Origin of the sequence: Clostridioides sp. ZZV14-6387 (assembly GCF_020657835.1) — a bacterium.
GTDB classification, from domain to species: domain Bacteria; phylum Bacillota; class Clostridia; order Peptostreptococcales; family Peptostreptococcaceae; genus Clostridioides; species Clostridioides difficile_A.
The window spans coordinates 45,914-66,446 of record NZ_JAGWCW010000010.1; the positions used below are offsets into that span (position 1 = coordinate 45,914).

Here is a 20,533-nt window from a genome sequence, read left to right on the forward strand (position 1 = left end):
ATTTACTTACAGTCTTTTTATAATACATACAAATATAAAATTAAAGTTTATTCTTCTCTCCCCACTCACACATTGCATCTAGAATTGGAATCAAAGATTTTCCTCTTTCAGATAGACTATATTCTACCTTAGGAGGTATTTGAGGATATTCAGTACGAATAATCAAGTTATCTGCCTCCAATTCCTTCAATGATAAACTCAAGGTTTTATAGGAAATTGTATTTATATAACGCTTTAATGCATTATATCTGACAACCTTAAATTCTACAAGACAATAAAGAATTATCATTTTATATTTGCCATTAATCAATGAAAGTGTATAGCTAAATCCTGTTTCACTTAAATCTGTATTTGAGATATAATCTATACCCATATGTTACACTCTCCTTTTGGTTAGTATTGAACAAAAATGTGCGTACTTGTTTTTAAGATAATTTATAATAAAATTATAGTGTAAGAATAATTGAAAGTCAATTTGATAATAGGAAGTGTAATATATAGGTGAAAATCTATTAAATAAAGTTTATTGGAGGAAATTTATAATGAAAGTTTTATTGATTAATGGTAGCCCAAACCAATATGGATGTACTTATACAGCATTAACTGAGGTTACTAAAGTATTAAATAAACATGATATTGAAACAGAAATACTGTATTTAGGTAAAAAAGCAATCCCAGGATGTATTGCTTGCTCATCTTGTTTCGAAACTGGAAAATGTATTTGTGATGATAAGGTTAATGAATTAGTTGAGGAACTTGATAATATTGATGGTATCATTATTGGTTCTCCTGTTTATTTTTCTAGTGCAAGTGGTCAATTAACTTCATTTCTTGACCGTTTATTTTTCATAGCTGGTAGTCGCATGGCTACAAAATTAGGTGCTTCAATTGTATCCTGTAGACGTGGTGGTGCAACTGCAACATTTGACCAACTCAACAAATATTTTTCAATTAGCAATATGCCTATTGTATCATCACAGTATTGGAATCAGGTACATGGTTTTACACCAGAAGATGTTATGAAGGATGAAGAAGGCTTACAAACCATGCGAACTTTAGGCGAAAACATGGCATGGCTTCTTAAATGTATTTCAGCTGGTAAGAAATCTGGAATTAAAGAACCACAATATGAAGAGAAAGTTATGACTAATTTTATAAAATAGATAATGAAAATATAATGGAATTTGTTAAAATGAAAGTACTAATCTATAAATAAAAATATATATTACAAAAAATAATAAAACAGAGTTATTAAATGTATATATCAAATCTCTGTTTTATTGTTTTTTATTAAAAAGTTTCAAGTTCCAGTAATATTATACTTATATCCAATGCTATTTTTAATCAGAAGTGTTTTAATACACACATTTTATATTTTAAAATTATATTAAGTATATCCCTAAAATATACAACACATATATATGGGCTGGATAATATAAATAAAATAAATATTTCATACTCTTACCTTTTTCTCTATTGTAAAGCAACATGAAAGGTAGAGAAGCAACCATCATCCATTGGTAATTTTGTAAAGTAGAATTTTTTAAACTAAAATCTCCATTTGCCATTGTTATAAATACAAAGATACACATTAAAATATAGCAAATACTTAAATTAAGTTTCTTCTCTCTACACAAATAAAAAATAATTCCAAGTGTAATAAGAATTGGTCCACCTTCTACTAAAAATGGTACTGGTACTAAAGTCATAAATAAAGCTAGAAGCTCATTAAATGATTTGAAAAGTATAGTTATTATAAATATTCCTAATATTATAGGGGCTATTATCATTGTTAACCCTATAATAAGATATTTTACTTCTCTTTCTTTTCTAAATTTCTTTATAAATTCTATTGCTTGTAAATAAATTGCTATCAAAAATATTGTTGAAAAAATATTGTTTATAATTATTACCCCTTCTGGATGTGGAAATACACTATTAATTATTTGATTTCCTATTGCCATAATAACAGACCAAATATACAACCTAGTTATGTACTTTTTCCTGTTACTAGTGTGATAAAATCCTTCCACTGCCATAAACGTAAATAAAGGTGCTGATATTCTACCTATCCAATGAAACCAAATAGGTATTTGCATTGTTTCTGGCATAAATGCTGCTATATGGTCAAATGTCATAAATATTAATGCCAACATCTTAATAGTAAACCCATTTATTCCTTTTTTAAAAAAATTCATATTATTCTCCCCTAATTTTGATTTATTTCTATAATAATTTCTGTCCCTACTCCAATTTTACTATTTACATAGATATTTCCTTTATGAATCTCTATTATCTCTTTAGAAATAGCCATCCCAAGCCCTGAACCTTTATGCAATTCGCCTGTATTGGTACCTCTGTAATATTTCTCAAAAATATGTTTTAAATCATTTTCGCTTATCCCAACTCCACTATCTTTTATTATAATTTCTATATTATCTTTTTTTATAATTTTTATCTCTATCAAAGTATCCTCACTATTATGAACTATTGAATTAAATATAAGATTAGTTATGGCTCTTCTTAACAATATTGGGTCTGCATGTACTTCTATTGACTCTTCATAACATTCAAACTCAATATACCTATTTTTATATCTATTATCATTTAAAATATCCACTATTATATTTCTAACCAAACCAACTAAATTTATTTTTTTCTTATTCAAAACTATATTATTATTTTTTAGTCGAGTAGATAAATTTAGGTCATCAACCAAATCTTTTATATACTTAGATTTATTGTATATAATTTCCGTATACTCTCGTAATTCATCTTCTACAAACTCATAATCTTTGTCATTGATTATTTCTGCATATCCTTGTATAGATGATAAAGGAGTTTTTATATCATGTGTTATATTTGCTAGCCATTCTTCTCTCAATTTTTCATTTTCTTTTCTCTCTGCTTCATTTATTCTTAAAGTATAAGCCAGCATATTGATATTTGCAAACACTTCTTCATATATACCTCTATCTTTAAGGTATAAACTATAATTTCCATTAGCCATAGTCTCAACACTCCATAACACACTTGATATTGGTTTTGTAAGCTTTCTACTAAATAAGTAGCCAACACCCAATGCTACCATTCCATCAATCACAAGTGTTATAATAATGATTTTATTTAAAGTATCTTTAATACTATCATTAGAATAAGTTAAAATTATTCTTGATGTATCTCTACTAGGCATACCAACTATTACATTTAAATGTTTTTTGTTTAGAGTTTTTTCTAAAATAAAATTAATGTAATTTGTTTCTCTATACTTGTAATTATTAACCATCTGAAATGGCGTATATTTTTTAGGAGTATCCTTTGGTACATTCATTCCATAGACTTCTTCACCTGAATCATTTAAAACTTGTAACCAAGAATTTGATTTTTCTAGTTTATCAATTCCAATCTTTGATAGCCTAAGCACTCCATTTTTTTCATATAAATCTTTTTCAAAAGAACGTGCAAATTCTTCAGGATTATTTTTAGAGTCCACAGCTTTAAAAAAACTATTAGTTGAAACAACATACAGTATAGAAATGATATTTATAATAACTACTGATATAACTACAAATACGATTGTGAGCATAAAGTTTCTAGTAATCTTCCATCTCATACTCTAATCTTCCTTTACTGCTAATTTATATCCAAGGCCTTTTATTGTCAAAATATATTCTGGTTTTGAGGGATTATCCTCCAATTTTTCTCTAATCTTTCTTATATGAACCATTATAGTATTATCAAAACCCACATAATCTTCTCCCCACACCTTATCCCATAATCTCTCTTTACTTATAATCTGATTTTGATTATGTGCAAATAAAGATAATATTTTTAATTCTTTTGCGGATAATCCTATGGACTGCCCATCTTTTATAAGTTCTGCTCTACTTTCATTTAATTTATATGGTCCAAATGATATAATTTTTTCTTTATCATTGTCTAAATCCACACTTCCATTTTGGCTCTCATTAAAATAACTTAATCTTCTTAAGTGAGCTTTGACCCTAAAAGCTACTTCCTTAGGACTAAATGGTTTTGTAACATAATCATCTCCTCCAATTGCAAGTCCAAGTAATTTGTCTAATTCTTCTGTTTTAGCTGACAAAAATATTATTGGAGAATTAGAGTTTTTTCTTATTTCTTTACAAATATCATAACCTTCTCCATCAGGTAACATAATATCTAGTATAATTAAATCAGGGTTAATATTTTTAAATATTTCTAATCCTTCTCTTCTAGTTTTTGCAGTATATATGTTATTAAAACCTTCTTTCTTTAATACAGTTTCTAAAAGTTTTAATATTTCTACCTCATCATCTATTATTAAAATACTATTTTCCATAAATAACCTCCTATTATAATTTACCTATATATTAGCATACATTTTCTTAAAAATTTATTTATATTGTTTTAAAATAGGTTAATACATAAATAAAGTTACTATTATTTTTGGTTAAAATCTTTCACTTGATGTAAAATTTTTATATGTTATTTGGGTTAATATTATCATTAATGTAGTTGAGATTACTATTGATAAACCTATCAATGTATTTGGTACATTGTATCTAACAATTTGTTGACTCATCATAATCCAGTTTGGAGTTATTGACATAAATTTTATGGCTTTATCTGGAATAAAACCTATGCTAAAATATGGTATTGCCATTATCAATCCACCTAGTATAAATGGTATTATAGAGGATTTAAATATAGATGAAAGTGTTAAACCTATTTGTGCAAATATAAAAGAAGCCAAAATAGTTGTTACTATAACAATAAGATACATTTGGATTACTGTAAGATTTAAATTACTATTTCCAAAATACCATAAGTTTTTAATTGGTTCATCCAAATATTTAAATTCAAAAAAACTAAATCCTCTAATTCCTACTAATAGTATAAAAGAAATATTAATCATAGACAAAATTAAACCATTAGCTACTAGTTTTGATAATACTACTGATTTTTTCCCATTTTTAGTTGTATTTATTAAACCAGTCATATTAGAATCATATTCTTTTGTATAATTTCCAGAAGTTATTATAAACATTACTAAACCTATTAAAGGTATAGAACCTTCTATCTTGTAAAATATATCTGAGTACGTATCTAAAACATCAAATTTTCTAATCAGAACAAAACCAAAAAATAGCAGAAACAACCAAACCATCCAAATACTTTTTGATTTTAATATTTTTATCATTTCGGATTTGACTAAATACATCATTTATACTATACCTCCTTTGCATCTTCTAAATCAAAGTAAAACATATATACATCTTCAAATTTTGCTTGAACTGCTTGTGTATTAGTTTCAGTTGGAATATCATCTGAAACTATTCTAAGTACTATTGAATTAACATCACTTTGAATACTTATAACCTTATACTTAGATTGAATTTTATCAATTTCACACTCATTTTCAACTTGAATATGATATACTTTATTTTCCATGTGACTTAATATTTCTTTGTGTGTTCCTTTCACTAGAAGTTTACCATTTTTAATCATTATTGTTTCTTTTGCAACTGATTCTATGTCTGAAATTATATGAGTAGAAAGAATTATTATCTTATCTCTAGATATTTTAGCTATTAAGTTTCTAAATCTAGCTCTTTCTTGTGGGTCAAGACCAGCTGTTGGCTCATCAAGGACTATTATTTTCGGATTATTTAATAAAACTTGTGCTATGCCAACTCTTCTCTTCATACCACCAGAAAATTTTCCTATAGCCTTATTTCTTACATCATAAAGTCCTACTAATTCCAATAATTCATCTATATTACTATCTAAATCTTTTCCCTTTAAACCTTTTAATGCCCCTATATACTGTAAAAATTGTTTTGCTGTAAAGTTTTTATAAATTCCAAATTCTTGTGGCAAGTATCCTAAAATGTTTCTATAATCATCATCCATCTTAAATATATCCTTACCATTATAGAGAATTTGGCCATTGTTAGGTTTTATCAATGTTGTTATTTGTTTCATTAAAGTAGATTTTCCTGCTCCATTGGGTCCTAAAAGACCATAAACTCCATTTTCTAGCGTTATTGTAATATTATCATTTACTACTTTTTTACCATATATCTTTGAAAGATTTTTTATTTCTAACTTATTCATCTTAACTCTCCTTTATTTACTTATATAATCTGACTTTATTACTAAGAAACATAATGACATAGCACCTACGAATATTGCTATCAAAGACCCTATTGATAGATTAACAATATCTATATGCATTTTAAATATCATAATCTCTCCTAAATAATTTCCTATTATTTTATTAAATCCAAATATCAAATCATAATAATTTACAGTAGAAATAACTAAAAGTAATTTTTTAGGTAATACATGAATTACTGACATTATCTTAGTTATAGCTATAATAAATATAAAAAAACTTATTGATGTTATTGAAGATTTACTTATAAATGAACCTAATATGGCTATCATAGCCCATCCTTCAAACATTAAAAACTCAATACCTATATTTGATATCACATAATTTATTATGCTTAAATTTGATTTCAAAGTAGCTATGTTATCTACTATTCTGAAAGCTTCTAAATCTCCATTAGTTGGCATACCTTGTTGCATACAAGTTATGATGAATATTCCAATCAAATAAACAGAATAAATTATTAGTGGAACTAATAAAGCAACAACTATTTTTGACTTTAATGCTTTTTTCTTCTCTTTTGATGATAGTATGATATCTCTTACTGAAGAAACCACTTCGTCTATATAAATATTTGAGATAATTATAGCGATAGTAATTAACATCCCTACATTTATAAGTGTATTTGTAGCTCTATAATTAAACACCTTCCAAAAACTAACATCTTTATACTGATTCACACTTAAATTATAAAGTTTGATATTTGACATTGACTTAATTTTTTTAGAAAATACATCTGTATCTTTTTGATTTGAAAGTTGATTTAAAATATTAATCTTATTTTGAAATTTATAATTACCTATATCATCACTACTTCTTGTATCTTCTATACGCCCTCTTTCTTTATCTATATAATAATTTTCCGTCTCTAAAACAGGTTTAACAAAGATATTGATTGATAGTATTAACATTAATATCCCTAAAGATATAAACATATTTTTAGATTTAATCAGTTTTTTCATTTCCCAATTTACCAATGTACTAATCCTCCTAAATTATTTTGATTACACATATATATTAAAACTTGAATCTTATATCAATATAGTCTTAATCTTAAATAAAGCTTAAATTATTTGATTTATTGAAACTCATCAAAAGTAGGCTTTTAAATTTACTATTTTATAAAATAACTTGTAATATGTTTATTTTTTATTGTAATCTTTTAGATTCTCTTTTTTATAAGAGACTTGCTATACTTTTATTAGTAAGATTAAATTTAAAATAAGTTGGTGATTATATGAGAAATATAGATATTTATACAAAGTTGAAAATAAGCTTTTTAGCATCCATCAGCATGTTTATCATTGCAGCTGCCTTTATTATTTTTATTGGAAATTATATGTTTTCAATTATTTTTATTCTTTTTGGTATTTTTATTGAGTGGCAATTTTACCGTTGTCCAAACTGTAATCATTGTCTAGATTTAAGGATGGAACTTTTAAAGAGTGGCTCTTACTGTCCTTATTGTGGAAAGATTATTAAATAGTTATTCTTTTATCCAGTTTATTTAATATTAATTAATAAAATTTACTCTATGTGTATTTCTAAATTTCTTATTAAGTTATAAAATTTTTAAATATATTAAAAAGATATAAAGAATTGTTATGCACAATTCTCTATATCTTTTGTTGTTTATAAAGACTTTATATATTTTTTTATTATATATGCCTTAAAAATTTTTACCAATAGTAAAATAAATTTTCTATTTTGCTCTTTTGTTTTAAAAATTTTATCCAGCTACTTTTTATATTTACCCATTTGAAATTAAACTAGTTAATTTCAAATCACAATTTTTAATATAAATAATTGAATATAGACTTATTTATCATTAGTTTTTCTTTTAAAAGCAATAAGTATAATTTCATAATATTTTTCATTTTCAAACAAGCATGTTGAATAATAAAGCATCTTCTAGTATTATATATTTGTAGAATAAAACTAAATTGGTAAAACTAGGAAGATTTGGTTTTATAGAGTTATAGGAACTAGTACTAAAAAATTTTATAAGTTTTGTTATTTTGTTACTAAAATACAATTTTTGATTTTACTAAATTTTTTAGGGGGATGAATAATATGTTTATTGGAGAAATAGACAAATGTACACATATATTAACTGCTTATATAAGTAGTTCATACGATTATTGTAATTTTTTAGATACACAATTAGATGATTTTATATCAGAATATGGAGAAACTGTAGTTGAAACATGCTTACATCAAGTTTTATTATTAGTGAGTCGATATAATTAAAATTAAGTTTTTCCTAGGAAAGCCTTTTTGGATTTACCTACCTTAATAAATATATAATTTTTTTGTACTTTATAAGTAACTATAACTTCTGCTAAAGTAAAGATGTATTGGGAGTACATCTTTACTTTTTCATTAAAACAGTTAAAAGCATACATATAAAAATAAATCATCCAATACAAATTATACATTCCTTATACCTAACTTAATGTATGAGCATTTTTCTATACATATATTCTGTAATCTCATCAAATATAGCCTAAATTTTTACTATTTTGTACATTCTCTATAAATCATACAAATAACATCTATAAAATCCCCCTAGTATGTTTAAACCACCTATAAAATAACACCAATATTTAGAATATTCAATATCAACTGCATAACTGGTCAATAAAAATGTATAACTAGACAAAATTCTTATCTTTTCTTTATGTTTATTTATATTTTTATTTATTATTTTTATGAATTAGTTTATTTAAAGTTCATTTAATACAAGTTATCTTAATGTCAATAATTTACTAATTTTCATGTTATCTACACGATTGTAGATTTGTGTATAACTAAGTTCTATATTAAGAGTACTCTCCCAAACGTTAGTACTTTACTTAAAAGTAAGTACTTGTTTAAACATAAAATAGAACATATACTTATATAAACAAATATATAAGGAGATGATTTTTATGAAAAAATGTAAAATAGAAGTTATAAAAACTACATTCCATCAAGATTTAGCAGATAAATATGGATGTGAAGGTATTGGAAAATGCCCTATGCATAAAGTAGGAGAAGTATTTTTTGGAGATTTTGCTAAACCTGAGAAATTATGTGATGAAGCATGGAAGGCAATGTATCAGTATGTATTTGCTTTATCTCATGGTAGTGAATTGTTTTACTATGGAGATTGGATAGATAAAGAAGGAATTGCTATATGTTCTTGCAATGATGGTATTCGTCCTGTTATTTTTAAAATTGAGAGAACAGATGAAGAATCTAAAATGTAGTATAAAATACACTTATACTAATAATTGATTCTATTATCTAGTCAAATTTTATATACCTTCATGTTTCTAAAGTATAAATCTAATTTCAAAATTTAATTTCTTTCAAAAACTAATTTGCATCTACAAGATTACTTTTTTAAATTAGTTATAAATAGGTAAAACTTACTAAATAAGAATAGCTTTATCTATTTATACTTATATCTAATTTTATACAATCTAAGAAAATAGTTACAGTATATGCCCTCTTACATATTGATTCATTTCCCACTATTTTTATTATTACTCCTATAACATTCTATATCTATAAAATAAAAAGCATCTCCTTTATAATTTTCAAAAACTACATTGAGATACTTTTTATAATTTAAATCTATATATTTAATTTAAGAAATAATATATCACTGTTCTAACATTATTATAATTCTTCGTATAAATCAGTACTTAAATATTTTAGACCACTATCATTAAGAGTCAAGACTATACTTTTCCCTTTTTCGGTACTTTGTAATAACTTAATTGCTGCACATACATTTGCACCAGAAGAAAAACCTGCAAAGACACCCTCTAATTTAGCTAATTTTCTTGCTACATCAGTTGCTTCATCATCTGTTACTTGAATGTATCCATCAATAAGTTTTTTGTCTACTAGTGGCAAATCCATAGAGTAGCCTCCACCTTGTATTTTATGCCCTTGGTCAGTTATTTCTTTACCTGAATAAATTGCTGCTGTTGCAGGTTCAACCACATAGCATTTAATAGAAAGATTATGTTTTTTAAGTGTTTTTGAACAACCAGCAAAAGTACTACCACTTCCAAGAAAATCTACAAATACATCAATATTTCCATCTAATTGCTCCCACATTTCTTCTGCTGTATAACATTCATGTGCGTGGTTACAAGCTTCTAGATTGAATTGGTCTGCTCTAAATGCATTTCTTTCTTTTGCTATTTTTTGAGCCTCGACTTCTACAAGCGCTAAATCTTCACCCGATACTTGTCCATGAACTGAATTTGGCATTTGGTCTACAAGAACTACTTCTGCTCCTAAAGCTTTCATCATTCTTGCTCTTTCCATAGAATTTCCTTTTGACATACATGCAATAAATTTATAACCTTTACATGCACAAGCTATTGCTAATCCTGTTCCTGTATTGCCACTTGTTAATTCCACAACTGCTTGACCTGGAACTAATAACCCTGCATTTTCTGCTTCTGTAATCATTTGTAATGCTACACGATCCTTTTTACTGAATCCTGGATTTAAATATTCCATCTTTGCATAGATATTACCTTCAACTCCAAATTCCTTTGCTATTTTAGATAAACATAACATATGAGTATTGCCTACAGCTTCTGTAACATTATTAAGTACATGCATTACAATTCCCCCTTAATCTCTCAACTAACATCCATTGAAAAACAGTCCTTTATGCATTATAATTTATATTACGGATGTACAGTATACTTAACGTTCATTATATTATACCTTTGTAAATTATAAATAACGTTAAATAAATTATACATTCGTAAATTATATTTGTCAATAATTTACATTTTAAGGAGTTAATATGAGTATTAATACTATTATTGCTAAAAATTTAAATAGATTACGTAATGAACGTAACCTAAGTCTAGGTCAACTTGCAGAATTATCTGGTGTAAGTAAGGTCATGTTATCACAAATTGAAAAAGGCGACTCTAATCCAACAGTAAATACAATTTGGAAAATTGCAAGTGGATTAAATGTTCCATATACTGCGATACTTGATCAACCTCAAAACGAAACTTTTATTGTGTCAAAAGCTGATATAGATGTACAAGTTTCAGAAAATGAAGATTATCGTCTTTATTGTTATTATCCTAATACACCAACTAGAAACTTTGAGTTATTTCAAATGGAATTAGAAGAGGGTCATAGTTATACATCTGTTGGTCATTCTGAAAAATCACAAGAATACATTATGATTCTAGAAGGACAATTAAAATTAGAAGCAAATGATTGCGTTTATCAACTTAAAGAGAATGACTCTATTTGTTTTTCAGCTGAATCAGTACATACATACCATAATCAAGGGGAAAAAACATTAAAAACAGTAATAATAAATTACTATCCAGTTTAAAAATAGAATAATTATTTCTTATACAAAAATATAAATTCTTTAAACTAAGATTTATATCAGGCTATCAACATAAAACTGTCGATAGCCTTTTTAAATTGATTATGATATAATGCAGACAACATTTAGTCGTATAATGTAAATGATATTATAATATAAAACACAGGAGGGATTTTAATGCTCATAACTCATATATATTTTAACGGAAATTGTAAAGAGGCGATAGAGCTATATAAGAATGCACTATATGCTGATGTTAAAACGCTCATTGAGGATTCCAATTCAAGTCTTGTCGTTCATGCAGAACTAACAATTCATGATGGATTGCTCATACTAAATGATTTTGGTAATAGTGATGGAGTTTCAAAGTCTGGAGGATATCAGTTATGTCTCCAGTTTGATAATGAAGATGAGTTAAAAAGAGCTTATTCAAATATGGAGTTTGAAAGTATTACAATTAACCCAATACAATCCACAGATTACAGTCCATGCACTGTAAGATTTGAAGATAGATTTGGTGTAAGGTGGGCATTTTGGGTATAGCTGATTGTATATTAGTAAGTAACCCTATTGTAAATTTAGCTTGTTAATACCAATCTTTGAAGTCTTAAAAAAGATTATGGTAAAATCGAGATAGCTTCTTAAGTTTTATCAAACTAAGAAGCTATTAGTCAACAATCTGAGATAAATCCTTTAAACTAGGATTTATGTTTTTATCTTTAGCTTTACAAATTTATTATATATCTTTACACTTTTATTAATTATGTTATAATAACCTTATATGAAAGTTTTATATTTTTGACAAATGGAGTATGAATTACTCCTTTTTTCTTTTATGTTACTATGATGAACATCTAGTTAACATTAATAGGTTATCATGTAAGATAAATACAAACTGTCTCTTATATGTACATTTTTCATTGTTGTAATAATGATTTCATGTATATATTTCTCACAATTGGAGTGCTTTTGCACTCTTTTTTAATATCTTCTATTATTACTTACTAAATATTTCATTACCCTTTTTACATATAAAAAAGATTATTCATATCTATAAATTTATTCAATTTTCAAACATATCTGTTGAATAATATCTAGTTGTATTATATTGTTTTAATTGTAGAATAAAACTAAATTGGCAAAACCAAAGGAATTTAGTGTCATAAATATATATTAAATAAGACTTATAAAACGAATTATAAGTTATATCAAGCAGTCATCAAAAATATATACTCTTTTGGTTTTGTGAAAGTTTTTATGTGGGTAATAATATGTATATTTAAAAATAAATTGTATGGATATACACATATATTGATTGTTTATACTGATAGTTCATATGCTTATTATAATTTTATAGATACATAGTTATATAGATTTTCTTTTCTAGAAAATCTTTTTTAGTTTCATCTACTCTATAAATATATGGGGTGATATAAATGTGTTTTAAGACTTATATACTTAAAAGAGTAGTAAATAACAAGCAACTAAAAATAACTCGAAGTTTTGACTTAGATAATCTCATTTGTACTGTAACAGAAATATTAGAAGAAAATAAGATTGATTTAATAATTACAGATAAAAAAACAAGGTTGTTTGGAGAAATGAAAAAATCACCCTTTTAAGATGTTTGAAGTGTCTAAGGGCACAAATATCAAAATGAATTATTTTTATTATATTTTATTTTGTAGAATAAATTTCGTTCGTATTATTACAACATATACTATAATTTTTTTAACTAATAAAAAATTATTTTTAAAGTAGAATATATTAAAAAGGTGATAGAAATTATCTATCACCTTTTTGTCTAATATTTAAATTTAATTTATATACTACTAAAATAAATCTAAATGCAATTTAAGAAATTAAATAGTTGAATAGTATATTAAAGCATACTGGTAAAGACAAAAATATAAAATTCTTTATAGTCATAAGTTTTATCTCATCATTTTTATTTTCTTCATTAAAGTAATTGTCTTGATAAAATGTGGCTCTATTTTGATAACCTGTTTTTAATACCCCATTTTGAATTAATAGAAGTATAAAAAATATTGCTAATAAAATAAAGTTATAATTTTTTTCTTTTAATATAAAATTAATCGTAATAACTATAAAACTATATAAAACATATAAAAAAATTTTCATAAAAAGCACCTAAATTCCATATTTATATTTTATGTTAAACCAAATCTAGTTCCTATAAAAACATCTACATAATCAGTCCAAGTGGCACTTGATACACTTCTCTTTACTGTTAAATGAGCCTGTGCATTTACTCCACCTGCTCCACTAGCATCATAGTAGTAATTAGAACTTGGAGAAAATGAATATGTAGAACCCATTTTTGGTGAATTCCATGTTGTAGAATTAAATTTTTCTATTCCAGAAGTACGATTCCCTGTAGCATTAAGATATCTACTGTAACCAGAAATTGAACGTAGATATAATTTTGTAGGAGTCATTTGTGGGTCTGACTTAGATATAACACCACCACTCACATTAGTTATTTTGTATCCAGGATATCCATCAGGCAAATTACGTTTATCATATGTCATTTTTACAAAATACTTTACATCTGCAAGTATTTCTTCCTGATATTTGTTAAGTATAGCTCTAGTTACTATTACAGTTGCATCAAATGTTTCTGAATCTTTATTTTCAGCTATTTTTACAACATCTAATATTGTATCTTCTTCTGTTGATATTAAGTTTTTGATATCTTTACTGTTTAACATTACTTTACTCTTAGGGTCTTCATTTCTAGGTCTAATGTTGTGATTTGCTAAATCTATTATCCTTTGAGGAATTTTTTCAGGGGGGTCTTCATCAGCAAAAGTAAATGGTACACATACTTGAAAAATCATTAATACTGATATTACAAATGGTACAAGTTTTTTTAATTTCATAAGAACACCTCCTTGTTTATATAAATTATAATATAAATACTCAGAATTTTCAATCTATTTTTGTAGAATAGTTATATTTTTTGATATTTAATATATTATCATTAAATTTTATTACATATATTTGTAATATTTTAGATACTCTTTGTAATTATGTTGCTGATATACTTTAATTAAGAAAAATAAACCTTATATGAGTTGGTGATTATTTATGAAAAATATTTTAAAGACTTCTTTTCCCACTATGCTAGGTTTTTGTATTGTAGCCTTCTTATGAATTTATTTTTGCAAAAGAAATAAGCTTTAATAAAATTAAACCATTTATGTTTTTATTTGTGGGGGTGCTTATAGGTACTCTAATTCACATAATATTTTATTATTTAAATAAAAATAGATAAAGCTAAATGATTTTTTTTTAAATTTTCACCTTAATAAATTATATTTTAAAGAAGGTCTTTTCTATGAAACTTTGGAATACCTATCTTATACTTATTGGAATAGGAATTATAATATTAACTACAATAATATCTTTAATTAAACCTAAAACTAGTTTTTGCAGTGAAAAATATTTTAATAAATTAGAATCAATGTATGGAAATATATATAGAAAAAGAATTGTTAAACTAGAAGTACTTTCTCGCTATGTAATGGGTCTTGAATATATAGTAATAGGTTTATTCACAAGAAAATTAGATATTACAATAATAGCAATGATATTAATAGCTATTATAACAACTCGGCTTGGCCTACCCATTTTCAAGCATTGCAACTATTTCAATTGGATTTTTAACTCACTATATCTGCAATAAGAAGCATCATATAAGTTAAGTAAGAGTGTCTTGAATGAGACTTCTCTTATCTTCTCCCCTTATTTTTTAATGTCAAATTCACCTAAATTCACTATATCAACAGTTTCAAATCTTTTTTCTTTTTTAATAGATAAAGAATCTTGTGGATTAACTGGAAAATGGAAATCTATTTTTTCTTTTCCATTTTTTAGGTGTATGTCTATTCCCAAATTATCACTTACTTTTATTTTTTGTATAAAAAAATACCTACCTTTTGAGTAAGTACTTACTATATTCACCTCCCTTATCAATGTTGGGAGGATAATTTTTTGATACATGAACTCCACTCTATAAATTGTAGATTCCATCTTCTTGCTAAAAATATTATAACATATGTATTTACATGTTTTTCCTATATATTGTTTTTTATAATATTATTACATCCTTTTAATTTGAAAAACACCTACTATTTAAGTAAGTGTTTTTAGTATTTTTAATTTTAAATCCACATAGTTAATATAAAACAATCGAAGATACAGCTCCAAAAGCTGTTTGAAAAATATTTACATACCACATAGTTAATATAAAACAGGTTCTTTTAAGAGGATTAATTTAATAGCAATCTAATTTACATACCACATAGTTAATATAAAACCTAGCTTCATTTGCTTTCACCCTTAGATTATATAATATTTACATACCACATAGTTAATATAAAACTTTATTATTTACAATTATGTATATTTTATAATAATAAATTTACATACCACATAGTTAATATAAAACCTATTTAAATGAATACAATAAATTTAGTTGGAAGATATTTACATACCACATAGTTAATATAAAACTTGACTGTATCTCTACTTTCGATAATTTTAATTCCAATTTACATACCACATAGTTAATATAAAACATGGGTAGAAAAAAATAAAGACACACATGAATTTATAATTTACATACCACATAGTTAATATAAAACTATATAAGGCGCCTCCGCTAGTTACATAAGCATAATAATTTACATACCACATAGTTAATATAAAACTTTTAAAGTGACTAGTCATGTCCCTTATACTTCTTGATTTACATACCACATAGTTAATATAAAACTTTGCCATGTATCTGATATATTTTGATATAATATTTATTTACATACCACATAGTTAATATAAAACGCTTTCTACTTTTATTATATCAGTAAGCTCAACTGTATTTACATACCACATAGTTAATATAAAACTTGAAGCAGCACAATCGTTTAAAAAGTATACTCCCATATTTACATACCACATAGTTAATATAAAACGTTCTTCTGTTAAATCATTCCATAGCTCGTCAAAATCATTTACATACCACATAGTTAATATAAAACCAGTAACATCACCAAACGCTGAATTAACTAATGTCATATTTACATACCACATAGTTAATATAAAACGGTACTGTTAATATAAACTCTATGCCCCAACTTCCAGATTTACATACCACATAGTTAATATAAAACGCCCAGTATTCGTGAAAAAGTCAAGAGTTGTAGACTTATTTACATACCACATAGTTAATATAAAACATTAAAAATAATAAAAAAGATGTTATTGCTTATACCCATTTACATACCACATAGTTAATATAAAACTTCGTAATCGCACTAGTTTTTTTTACTATCATACCAAATTTACATACCACATAGTTAATATAAAACTATGTTTAGCTGTCATTTTGCCAACAGCTTTACTTTTATTTACATACCACATAGTTAATATAAAACCTCGTAGAATTTACCTCTGTACTCTTTCGTATAAACAATTTACATACCACATAGTTAATATAAAACGATTAGGATTTTCAAGCAAAAATTTAATGTAAATTTCATTTACATACCACATAGTTAATATAAAACGATTGTCTAATTTTTGAGCCACTTCTAATTGTTTATTATTTACATACCACATAGTTAATATAAAACAAGCTTAACTATTTCATCTTTATTTTTACTTACAACAATTTACATACCACATAGTTAATATAAAACGTCATTACAACTTATACTTCCAGTCAAACGACCTTAATTTACATACCACATAGTTAATATAAAACTGAGTTAATTATCGCACGATTTGGGGGAGATTTCAATTTACATACCACATAGTTAATATAAAACCCAACCAGGAAATGCCAAACTAGGCCACTGTACAGGATTTACATACCACATAGTTAATATAAAACTAATTGCGATTATGTGTTCTATTATTCTTTTTAAGGATTTACATACCACATAGTTAATATAAAACCCCAAAATAAACTTAGCATTTCTAATACTTACATATATACAACTCTCTTAAATTTGCAGTGCGCGGATAGTCGTGCAATTGATAACACTTATCATACACTCTCAATGCCTTATGTTTCAACTGTTAAACTATACTTAAATAGAAAAATCGCACGCTGCAAAACTCTTATATTTTTATTATATCATAAATAGATTATTTTTGAATATTTGTACCAATTTATAATTTAATAAAAATAAACATTTTTTTAATAAACTCTGAAAATTTTTTTCACTTGTTATAAAATATAATTAAGTAATTAATTCAAACTAACTCAAAGGATGGTGCTCTTATGGATACTAAGTCAGCCTTCATAAGAAAAAAATTAAAAACAGAAGAGATATAATAAAAAATCAAAATCAAAGAGAACATTATCAGCACTTGATGAATTAATAAGTTTATTAAAAGAAGAAAAACTAAAACAAAACAAATTAAAATTACAAGGAGTATTAAAAAATGAATTAGACCTAATATGTCTAAACTCTAAACTCAAACCTTAGACTCAAGCAAAATTTTGTATGCCTTTCAAAATATTATTAAAAAATAATAATCTTCGAGATATTAAATATACATGAATTAAAACATACAAATGCACGCTTAATTCTTCTAGCTGGAACCAACATAAAAATAATTTCTGAAAGATTAGGACATACAGATATAAAAATGACTATGAATAGATATTCTCACATTTTATATGAAATGGATAAAGAAGCATATGAGAATATAAGTAATATTCTCTTTAAACAAGGTTCAGTTTTATGTCAGTTAGCATTATATTTTTATTAAATATCAGCTAAATGTCAGTTGAATGTCAGTAGCATGTATCTTAGAAGATAATAGCAAACAACTGTATTTAACTACTATTTAATATTATATAATAGAATTTATATCTTAGATTTGATATAATACATATGGTAAAATTTTAATTTATAAAACCAAAATATGACCTACATATATTAAAATTAACAAATTTAAAACTAAGGAGACTTATATGTTAAAAGCAATAAAAGGAAATATAATTTTCACAAAAACTTCAGATGCTTTCACAGTATTTGAAAATAGTTACATAATACTAGATAAAGGTAAAGTAAAAGGAATCTTTAAAGAAATACCTAAAGAATATAAAAACACAGAAATAATAGATTACACTGACAAACTTATAATACCTGGCATGAATGACCTTCACTGTCATGCATCTCAATTTAAAAATCTAGGAATGGCTATGGATAAAGAACTTCTACCATGGCTCGAAACTTATACATTTCCAGAAGAATCAAATTATGCAGATATAGAATATGCAACAAAAATGTATAGAAAATTTGTGAAAGAAGTTTGGAAATCTGGAACTACAAGAATAACTGTATTTGCTACAGTACATAAAGAAGCGTCTATGAAACTTATGGATATATTCAAAGAGGTTGGACTTGGAGCATACGTTGGTAAAGTAAATATGAATATGAATTGCCCTAACACTTTACTAGAAAATACTCATGATTCTATTACTGACACAGAAGAAATTATAAACAAATACAATGATACAGATTCTATTGTAAAACCAATAATAACCCCTAGATTTATACCAAGCTGTACAAGTGAACTTTTAAAAGGTTTGGGTGATTTATGTTTAAAGTATAATATTCCTATGCAATCACACTTATCTGAAAATCATGATGAAATCGAATGGGTTAAAAGTTTAGAACCTGAATCTAAATTTTATGGAGATGCTTATAATAGATATAATTTATTTGGTCAGACTCCTACACTAATGGCTCACTGTATTCATTGTTCTCAGGAAGAAATAGATTTAATGAGAGAAAATAATGTTATGGCAGTTCACTGCCCAGCTTCTAACTTTAATGTTGGTAGTGGAGCTATGCCTATTAGAAAATTAATTGATAATAATATTAAATTAGCTCTTGGTTCAGATATAAGTGGTGGGCATACTTTGTCAATATTTAAAGCCATAGTATCTGCAATACAATTATCTAAATTATATTGGGTAAATTCTGGTAAGAAGTGTAATTTCTTATCTTTATCTGAAGCTTTTTATATTGCAACAAAAAGTGGAGGAAGTTTCTTTGGAAAAGTTGGTAGTTTTGAAGAAGATTATGATTTTGATGCATTAATTATTGATGATTCAGATTTGAATCATGCCAATTATTCTATACTTGAAAGACTTGAAAGGTTTATCTATGTTGGTGATGATAGAAATATCATTCATAGATATGTATGTGGAAAATTAATTGAAGAACCTAGTATAGAATTATAATAAAAATTTTAATTATATAAAATTTTTATTATAATCTGTTTCATTCATATGACTACAATTAATAAAAGAGTGTATTTTAAAACTCAAAACTATAGGTTAAAATACACTCTTTTTAGCTTATTTATAGTATTAGTGAATGTAACATATTTTTACTAATACTATTTTCCTTAATATAATCCCCTCTTAGCATTTAAGATTATCTACATGTATCCAGATATTAAGCAGAATACCTATAGTTTTATAAAATTAATAACTCATTTTGGTAGGTAACCTTAAGCTCTACTTTTACTTTTGTTGTACGCTTTACATACACTAAATCTTAAGATTACCCATCCTATCTGCAACTTTATTTTCATAAATAATACTGATGATATTAAAATAAGTAGTATTGGTTTTATAAGAATATCAAAATTATTAAATTGAAATAATCTATTGTAAAAAATAAAACTTATTACAATTATAACTGTAGCTGTTAGAAGATACACAACCTCTATTGAATAATCTGTTCATTTCATATCTTATTATTTTCAAATTATTAAAGATTTAATTACTCTCTTGTAAGATTATAAGCTTTCAAAAAGTCCTAATATTATATATTATTTTTCTTTATTTTTTATTTACATTAAAATTTTTAATAAATACTAAATTTTATTTGTAAATATCTAGTAATTTTTGTGTTATTTTTATATAATATATATGT

At 25.4% G+C, this 20,533-nt stretch carries 20 protein-coding genes and 1 CRISPR repeat array; of the genes, 9 read left to right on the forward strand and 11 right to left on the reverse strand.

What is annotated here, in order from left to right; genetic code table 11:
* Nucleotides 1–40 precede the first annotated feature (40 nt).
* Nucleotides 41–373 carry a winged helix-turn-helix transcriptional regulator gene (locus KGF38_RS08305; RefSeq protein WP_054270158.1) on the reverse strand — a complete coding sequence of 111 codons (333 nt, stop codon included), beginning with the start codon at nt 371–373 and terminating at the stop codon, nt 41–43.
* Between the two features lie 169 nt (nt 374–542).
* Here KGF38_RS08305 and KGF38_RS08310 point away from each other — a divergent pair, with 169 nt between their 5' ends.
* Nucleotides 543–1,163, forward strand: coding sequence for a flavodoxin family protein (locus KGF38_RS08310; RefSeq protein ID WP_054276609.1), 621 nt, complete (start codon nt 543–545; stop codon nt 1,161–1,163).
* Nucleotides 1,164–1,382: 219 nt separating this feature from the next.
* Here the strand turns inward: KGF38_RS08310 and KGF38_RS08315 are convergent, their stop codons facing one another.
* From KGF38_RS08315 to KGF38_RS08340, 6 genes are all read right to left on the reverse strand, one after another.
* Nucleotides 1,383–2,198: a TraX family protein gene (locus tag KGF38_RS08315; RefSeq protein WP_223195855.1), complete on the reverse strand. Its 816-nt coding sequence runs from the start codon at nt 2,196–2,198 to the stop codon at nt 1,383–1,385.
* Between the two features lie 11 nt (nt 2,199–2,209).
* On the reverse strand, nt 2,210–3,613 hold the full coding sequence (locus KGF38_RS08320) for a sensor histidine kinase (protein WP_054270155.1): 1,404 nt from the start codon (nt 3,611–3,613) through the stop codon (nt 2,210–2,212).
* 3 nt (nt 3,614–3,616) lie between these two features.
* Nucleotides 3,617–4,342 carry a response regulator transcription factor gene (locus tag KGF38_RS08325; RefSeq protein WP_054276606.1) on the reverse strand — a complete coding sequence of 242 codons (726 nt, stop codon included), beginning with the start codon at nt 4,340–4,342 and terminating at the stop codon, nt 3,617–3,619.
* A gap of 111 nt (nt 4,343–4,453) precedes the next feature.
* Complete coding sequence (locus tag KGF38_RS08330; protein ID WP_074178325.1) at nt 4,454–5,227, reverse strand: ABC transporter permease; 774 nt, start codon at nt 5,225–5,227, stop codon at nt 4,454–4,456.
* Nucleotides 5,228–5,232: 5 nt separating this feature from the next.
* Complete coding sequence (locus tag KGF38_RS08335; protein WP_054270152.1) at nt 5,233–6,120, reverse strand: ABC transporter ATP-binding protein; 888 nt, start codon at nt 6,118–6,120, stop codon at nt 5,233–5,235.
* Between the two features lie 12 nt (nt 6,121–6,132).
* Nucleotides 6,133–7,155 (reverse strand): hypothetical protein, encoded by a 1,023-nt coding sequence (locus KGF38_RS08340; protein WP_227832299.1) that lies wholly within the window; start codon nt 7,153–7,155, stop codon nt 6,133–6,135.
* A gap of 1,096 nt (nt 7,156–8,251) precedes the next feature.
* Between KGF38_RS08340 and KGF38_RS08345 the strand changes: the two genes are divergently transcribed.
* Nucleotides 8,252–8,428, forward strand: a complete 177-nt coding sequence (locus tag KGF38_RS08345; RefSeq protein ID WP_009889562.1) for a hypothetical protein — start codon at nt 8,252–8,254, stop codon at nt 8,426–8,428.
* 680 nt (nt 8,429–9,108) lie between these two features.
* Complete coding sequence (locus tag KGF38_RS08350) at nt 9,109–9,429, forward strand: TIGR04076 family protein (RefSeq protein WP_054270150.1); 321 nt, start codon at nt 9,109–9,111, stop codon at nt 9,427–9,429.
* 415 nt (nt 9,430–9,844) lie between these two features.
* Here the strand turns inward: KGF38_RS08350 and KGF38_RS08355 are convergent, their stop codons facing one another.
* On the reverse strand, nt 9,845–10,807 hold the full coding sequence (locus KGF38_RS08355) for a cysteine synthase family protein (RefSeq protein ID WP_227832300.1): 963 nt from the start codon (nt 10,805–10,807) through the stop codon (nt 9,845–9,847).
* A 190-nt stretch (nt 10,808–10,997) separates the two neighbouring features.
* Between KGF38_RS08355 and KGF38_RS08360 the strand changes: the two genes are divergently transcribed.
* The 3 genes from KGF38_RS08360 (at nt 10,998) to KGF38_RS08370 (ending at nt 13,168) form a co-directional block, all read left to right on the forward strand.
* Nucleotides 10,998–11,549, forward strand: a complete 552-nt coding sequence (locus tag KGF38_RS08360) for a helix-turn-helix domain-containing protein (RefSeq protein ID WP_054270148.1) — start codon at nt 10,998–11,000, stop codon at nt 11,547–11,549.
* A 174-nt stretch (nt 11,550–11,723) separates the two neighbouring features.
* Nucleotides 11,724–12,089 carry a VOC family protein gene (locus KGF38_RS08365; protein WP_054276601.1) on the forward strand — a complete coding sequence of 122 codons (366 nt, stop codon included), beginning with the start codon at nt 11,724–11,726 and terminating at the stop codon, nt 12,087–12,089.
* Between the two features lie 893 nt (nt 12,090–12,982).
* Nucleotides 12,983–13,168 (forward strand): hypothetical protein, encoded by a 186-nt coding sequence (locus KGF38_RS08370; RefSeq protein ID WP_227832301.1) that lies wholly within the window; start codon nt 12,983–12,985, stop codon nt 13,166–13,168.
* A gap of 232 nt (nt 13,169–13,400) precedes the next feature.
* On the opposite strand, the gene KGF38_RS08375 is transcribed toward KGF38_RS08370, so the two are convergent.
* Both KGF38_RS08375 and KGF38_RS08380 read right to left on the reverse strand, forming a co-directional pair.
* The gene (locus tag KGF38_RS08375; protein ID WP_054276600.1) at nt 13,401–13,688 is read right to left on the reverse strand and encodes a hypothetical protein; all 288 of its coding nucleotides are present in this window, start codon (nt 13,686–13,688) and stop codon (nt 13,401–13,403) included.
* Between the two features lie 29 nt (nt 13,689–13,717).
* Nucleotides 13,718–14,449, reverse strand: a complete 732-nt coding sequence (locus KGF38_RS08380; protein ID WP_074178328.1) for a hypothetical protein — start codon at nt 14,447–14,449, stop codon at nt 13,718–13,720.
* Nucleotides 14,450–14,907: 458 nt separating this feature from the next.
* On the opposite strand from KGF38_RS08380, the gene KGF38_RS08385 reads away from it, so the two are divergent.
* Nucleotides 14,908–15,255 carry a hypothetical protein gene (locus KGF38_RS08385; protein WP_227832302.1) on the forward strand — a complete coding sequence of 116 codons (348 nt, stop codon included), beginning with the start codon at nt 14,908–14,910 and terminating at the stop codon, nt 15,253–15,255.
* A 59-nt stretch (nt 15,256–15,314) separates the two neighbouring features.
* On the opposite strand, the gene KGF38_RS08390 is transcribed toward KGF38_RS08385, so the two are convergent.
* The gene (locus KGF38_RS08390) at nt 15,315–15,572 is read right to left on the reverse strand and encodes a hypothetical protein (RefSeq protein WP_074178329.1); all 258 of its coding nucleotides are present in this window, start codon (nt 15,570–15,572) and stop codon (nt 15,315–15,317) included.
* A gap of 158 nt (nt 15,573–15,730) precedes the next feature.
* Nucleotides 15,731–17,528: a CRISPR direct-repeat array (repeat unit 29 nt; unit sequence ATTTACATACCACATAGTTAATATAAAAC).
* A 657-nt stretch (nt 17,529–18,185) separates the two neighbouring features.
* On the opposite strand from KGF38_RS08390, the gene KGF38_RS08395 reads away from it, so the two are divergent.
* Entirely contained in the window at nt 18,186–18,350 is a 165-nt protein-coding gene (locus tag KGF38_RS08395; RefSeq protein ID WP_207644662.1) for an integrase, read from the forward strand.
* A 205-nt stretch (nt 18,351–18,555) separates the two neighbouring features.
* On the forward strand, nt 18,556–19,833 hold the full coding sequence (locus KGF38_RS08400) for an amidohydrolase family protein (RefSeq protein ID WP_074178331.1): 1,278 nt from the start codon (nt 18,556–18,558) through the stop codon (nt 19,831–19,833).
* Nucleotides 19,834–20,533: the final 700 nt, after the last annotated feature.

Excerpts from the sequence above, each read along its gene's own strand:
- KGF38_RS08400 (WP_074178331.1), top strand. The coding sequence starts at position 18,556 with ATGTTAAAAGCAATAAAAGGAAATATAATTTTCACAAAAACTTCAGAT.
- KGF38_RS08330 (WP_074178325.1), bottom strand. The coding sequence starts at position 5,227 with ATGATGTATTTAGTCAAATCCGAAATGATAAAAATATTAAAATCAAAA.
- KGF38_RS08310 (WP_054276609.1), top strand. The coding sequence starts at position 543 with ATGAAAGTTTTATTGATTAATGGTAGCCCAAACCAATATGGATGTACT.
- KGF38_RS08390 (WP_074178329.1), bottom strand. The coding sequence starts at position 15,572 with ATGTATCAAAAAATTATCCTCCCAACATTGATAAGGGAGGTGAATATA.
- KGF38_RS08360 (WP_054270148.1), top strand. The coding sequence starts at position 10,998 with ATGAGTATTAATACTATTATTGCTAAAAATTTAAATAGATTACGTAAT.
- KGF38_RS08305 (WP_054270158.1), bottom strand. The coding sequence starts at position 373 with ATGGGTATAGATTATATCTCAAATACAGATTTAAGTGAAACAGGATTT.
- KGF38_RS08380 (WP_074178328.1), bottom strand. The coding sequence starts at position 14,449 with ATGAAATTAAAAAAACTTGTACCATTTGTAATATCAGTATTAATGATT.
- KGF38_RS08325 (WP_054276606.1), bottom strand. The coding sequence starts at position 4,342 with ATGGAAAATAGTATTTTAATAATAGATGATGAGGTAGAAATATTAAAA.
- KGF38_RS08320 (WP_054270155.1), bottom strand. The coding sequence starts at position 3,613 with ATGAGATGGAAGATTACTAGAAACTTTATGCTCACAATCGTATTTGTA.
- KGF38_RS08345 (WP_009889562.1), top strand. The coding sequence starts at position 8,252 with ATGTTTATTGGAGAAATAGACAAATGTACACATATATTAACTGCTTAT.
- KGF38_RS08335 (WP_054270152.1), bottom strand. The coding sequence starts at position 6,120 with ATGAATAAGTTAGAAATAAAAAATCTTTCAAAGATATATGGTAAAAAA.
- KGF38_RS08355 (WP_227832300.1), bottom strand. The coding sequence starts at position 10,807 with ATGCATGTACTTAATAATGTTACAGAAGCTGTAGGCAATACTCATATG.
- KGF38_RS08315 (WP_223195855.1), bottom strand. The coding sequence starts at position 2,198 with ATGAATTTTTTTAAAAAAGGAATAAATGGGTTTACTATTAAGATGTTG.
- KGF38_RS08365 (WP_054276601.1), top strand. The coding sequence starts at position 11,724 with ATGCTCATAACTCATATATATTTTAACGGAAATTGTAAAGAGGCGATA.
- KGF38_RS08370 (WP_227832301.1), top strand. The coding sequence starts at position 12,983 with ATGTGTTTTAAGACTTATATACTTAAAAGAGTAGTAAATAACAAGCAA.
- KGF38_RS08385 (WP_227832302.1), top strand. The coding sequence starts at position 14,908 with ATGAAACTTTGGAATACCTATCTTATACTTATTGGAATAGGAATTATA.
- KGF38_RS08350 (WP_054270150.1), top strand. The coding sequence starts at position 9,109 with ATGAAAAAATGTAAAATAGAAGTTATAAAAACTACATTCCATCAAGAT.
- KGF38_RS08375 (WP_054276600.1), bottom strand. The coding sequence starts at position 13,688 with ATGAAAATTTTTTTATATGTTTTATATAGTTTTATAGTTATTACGATT.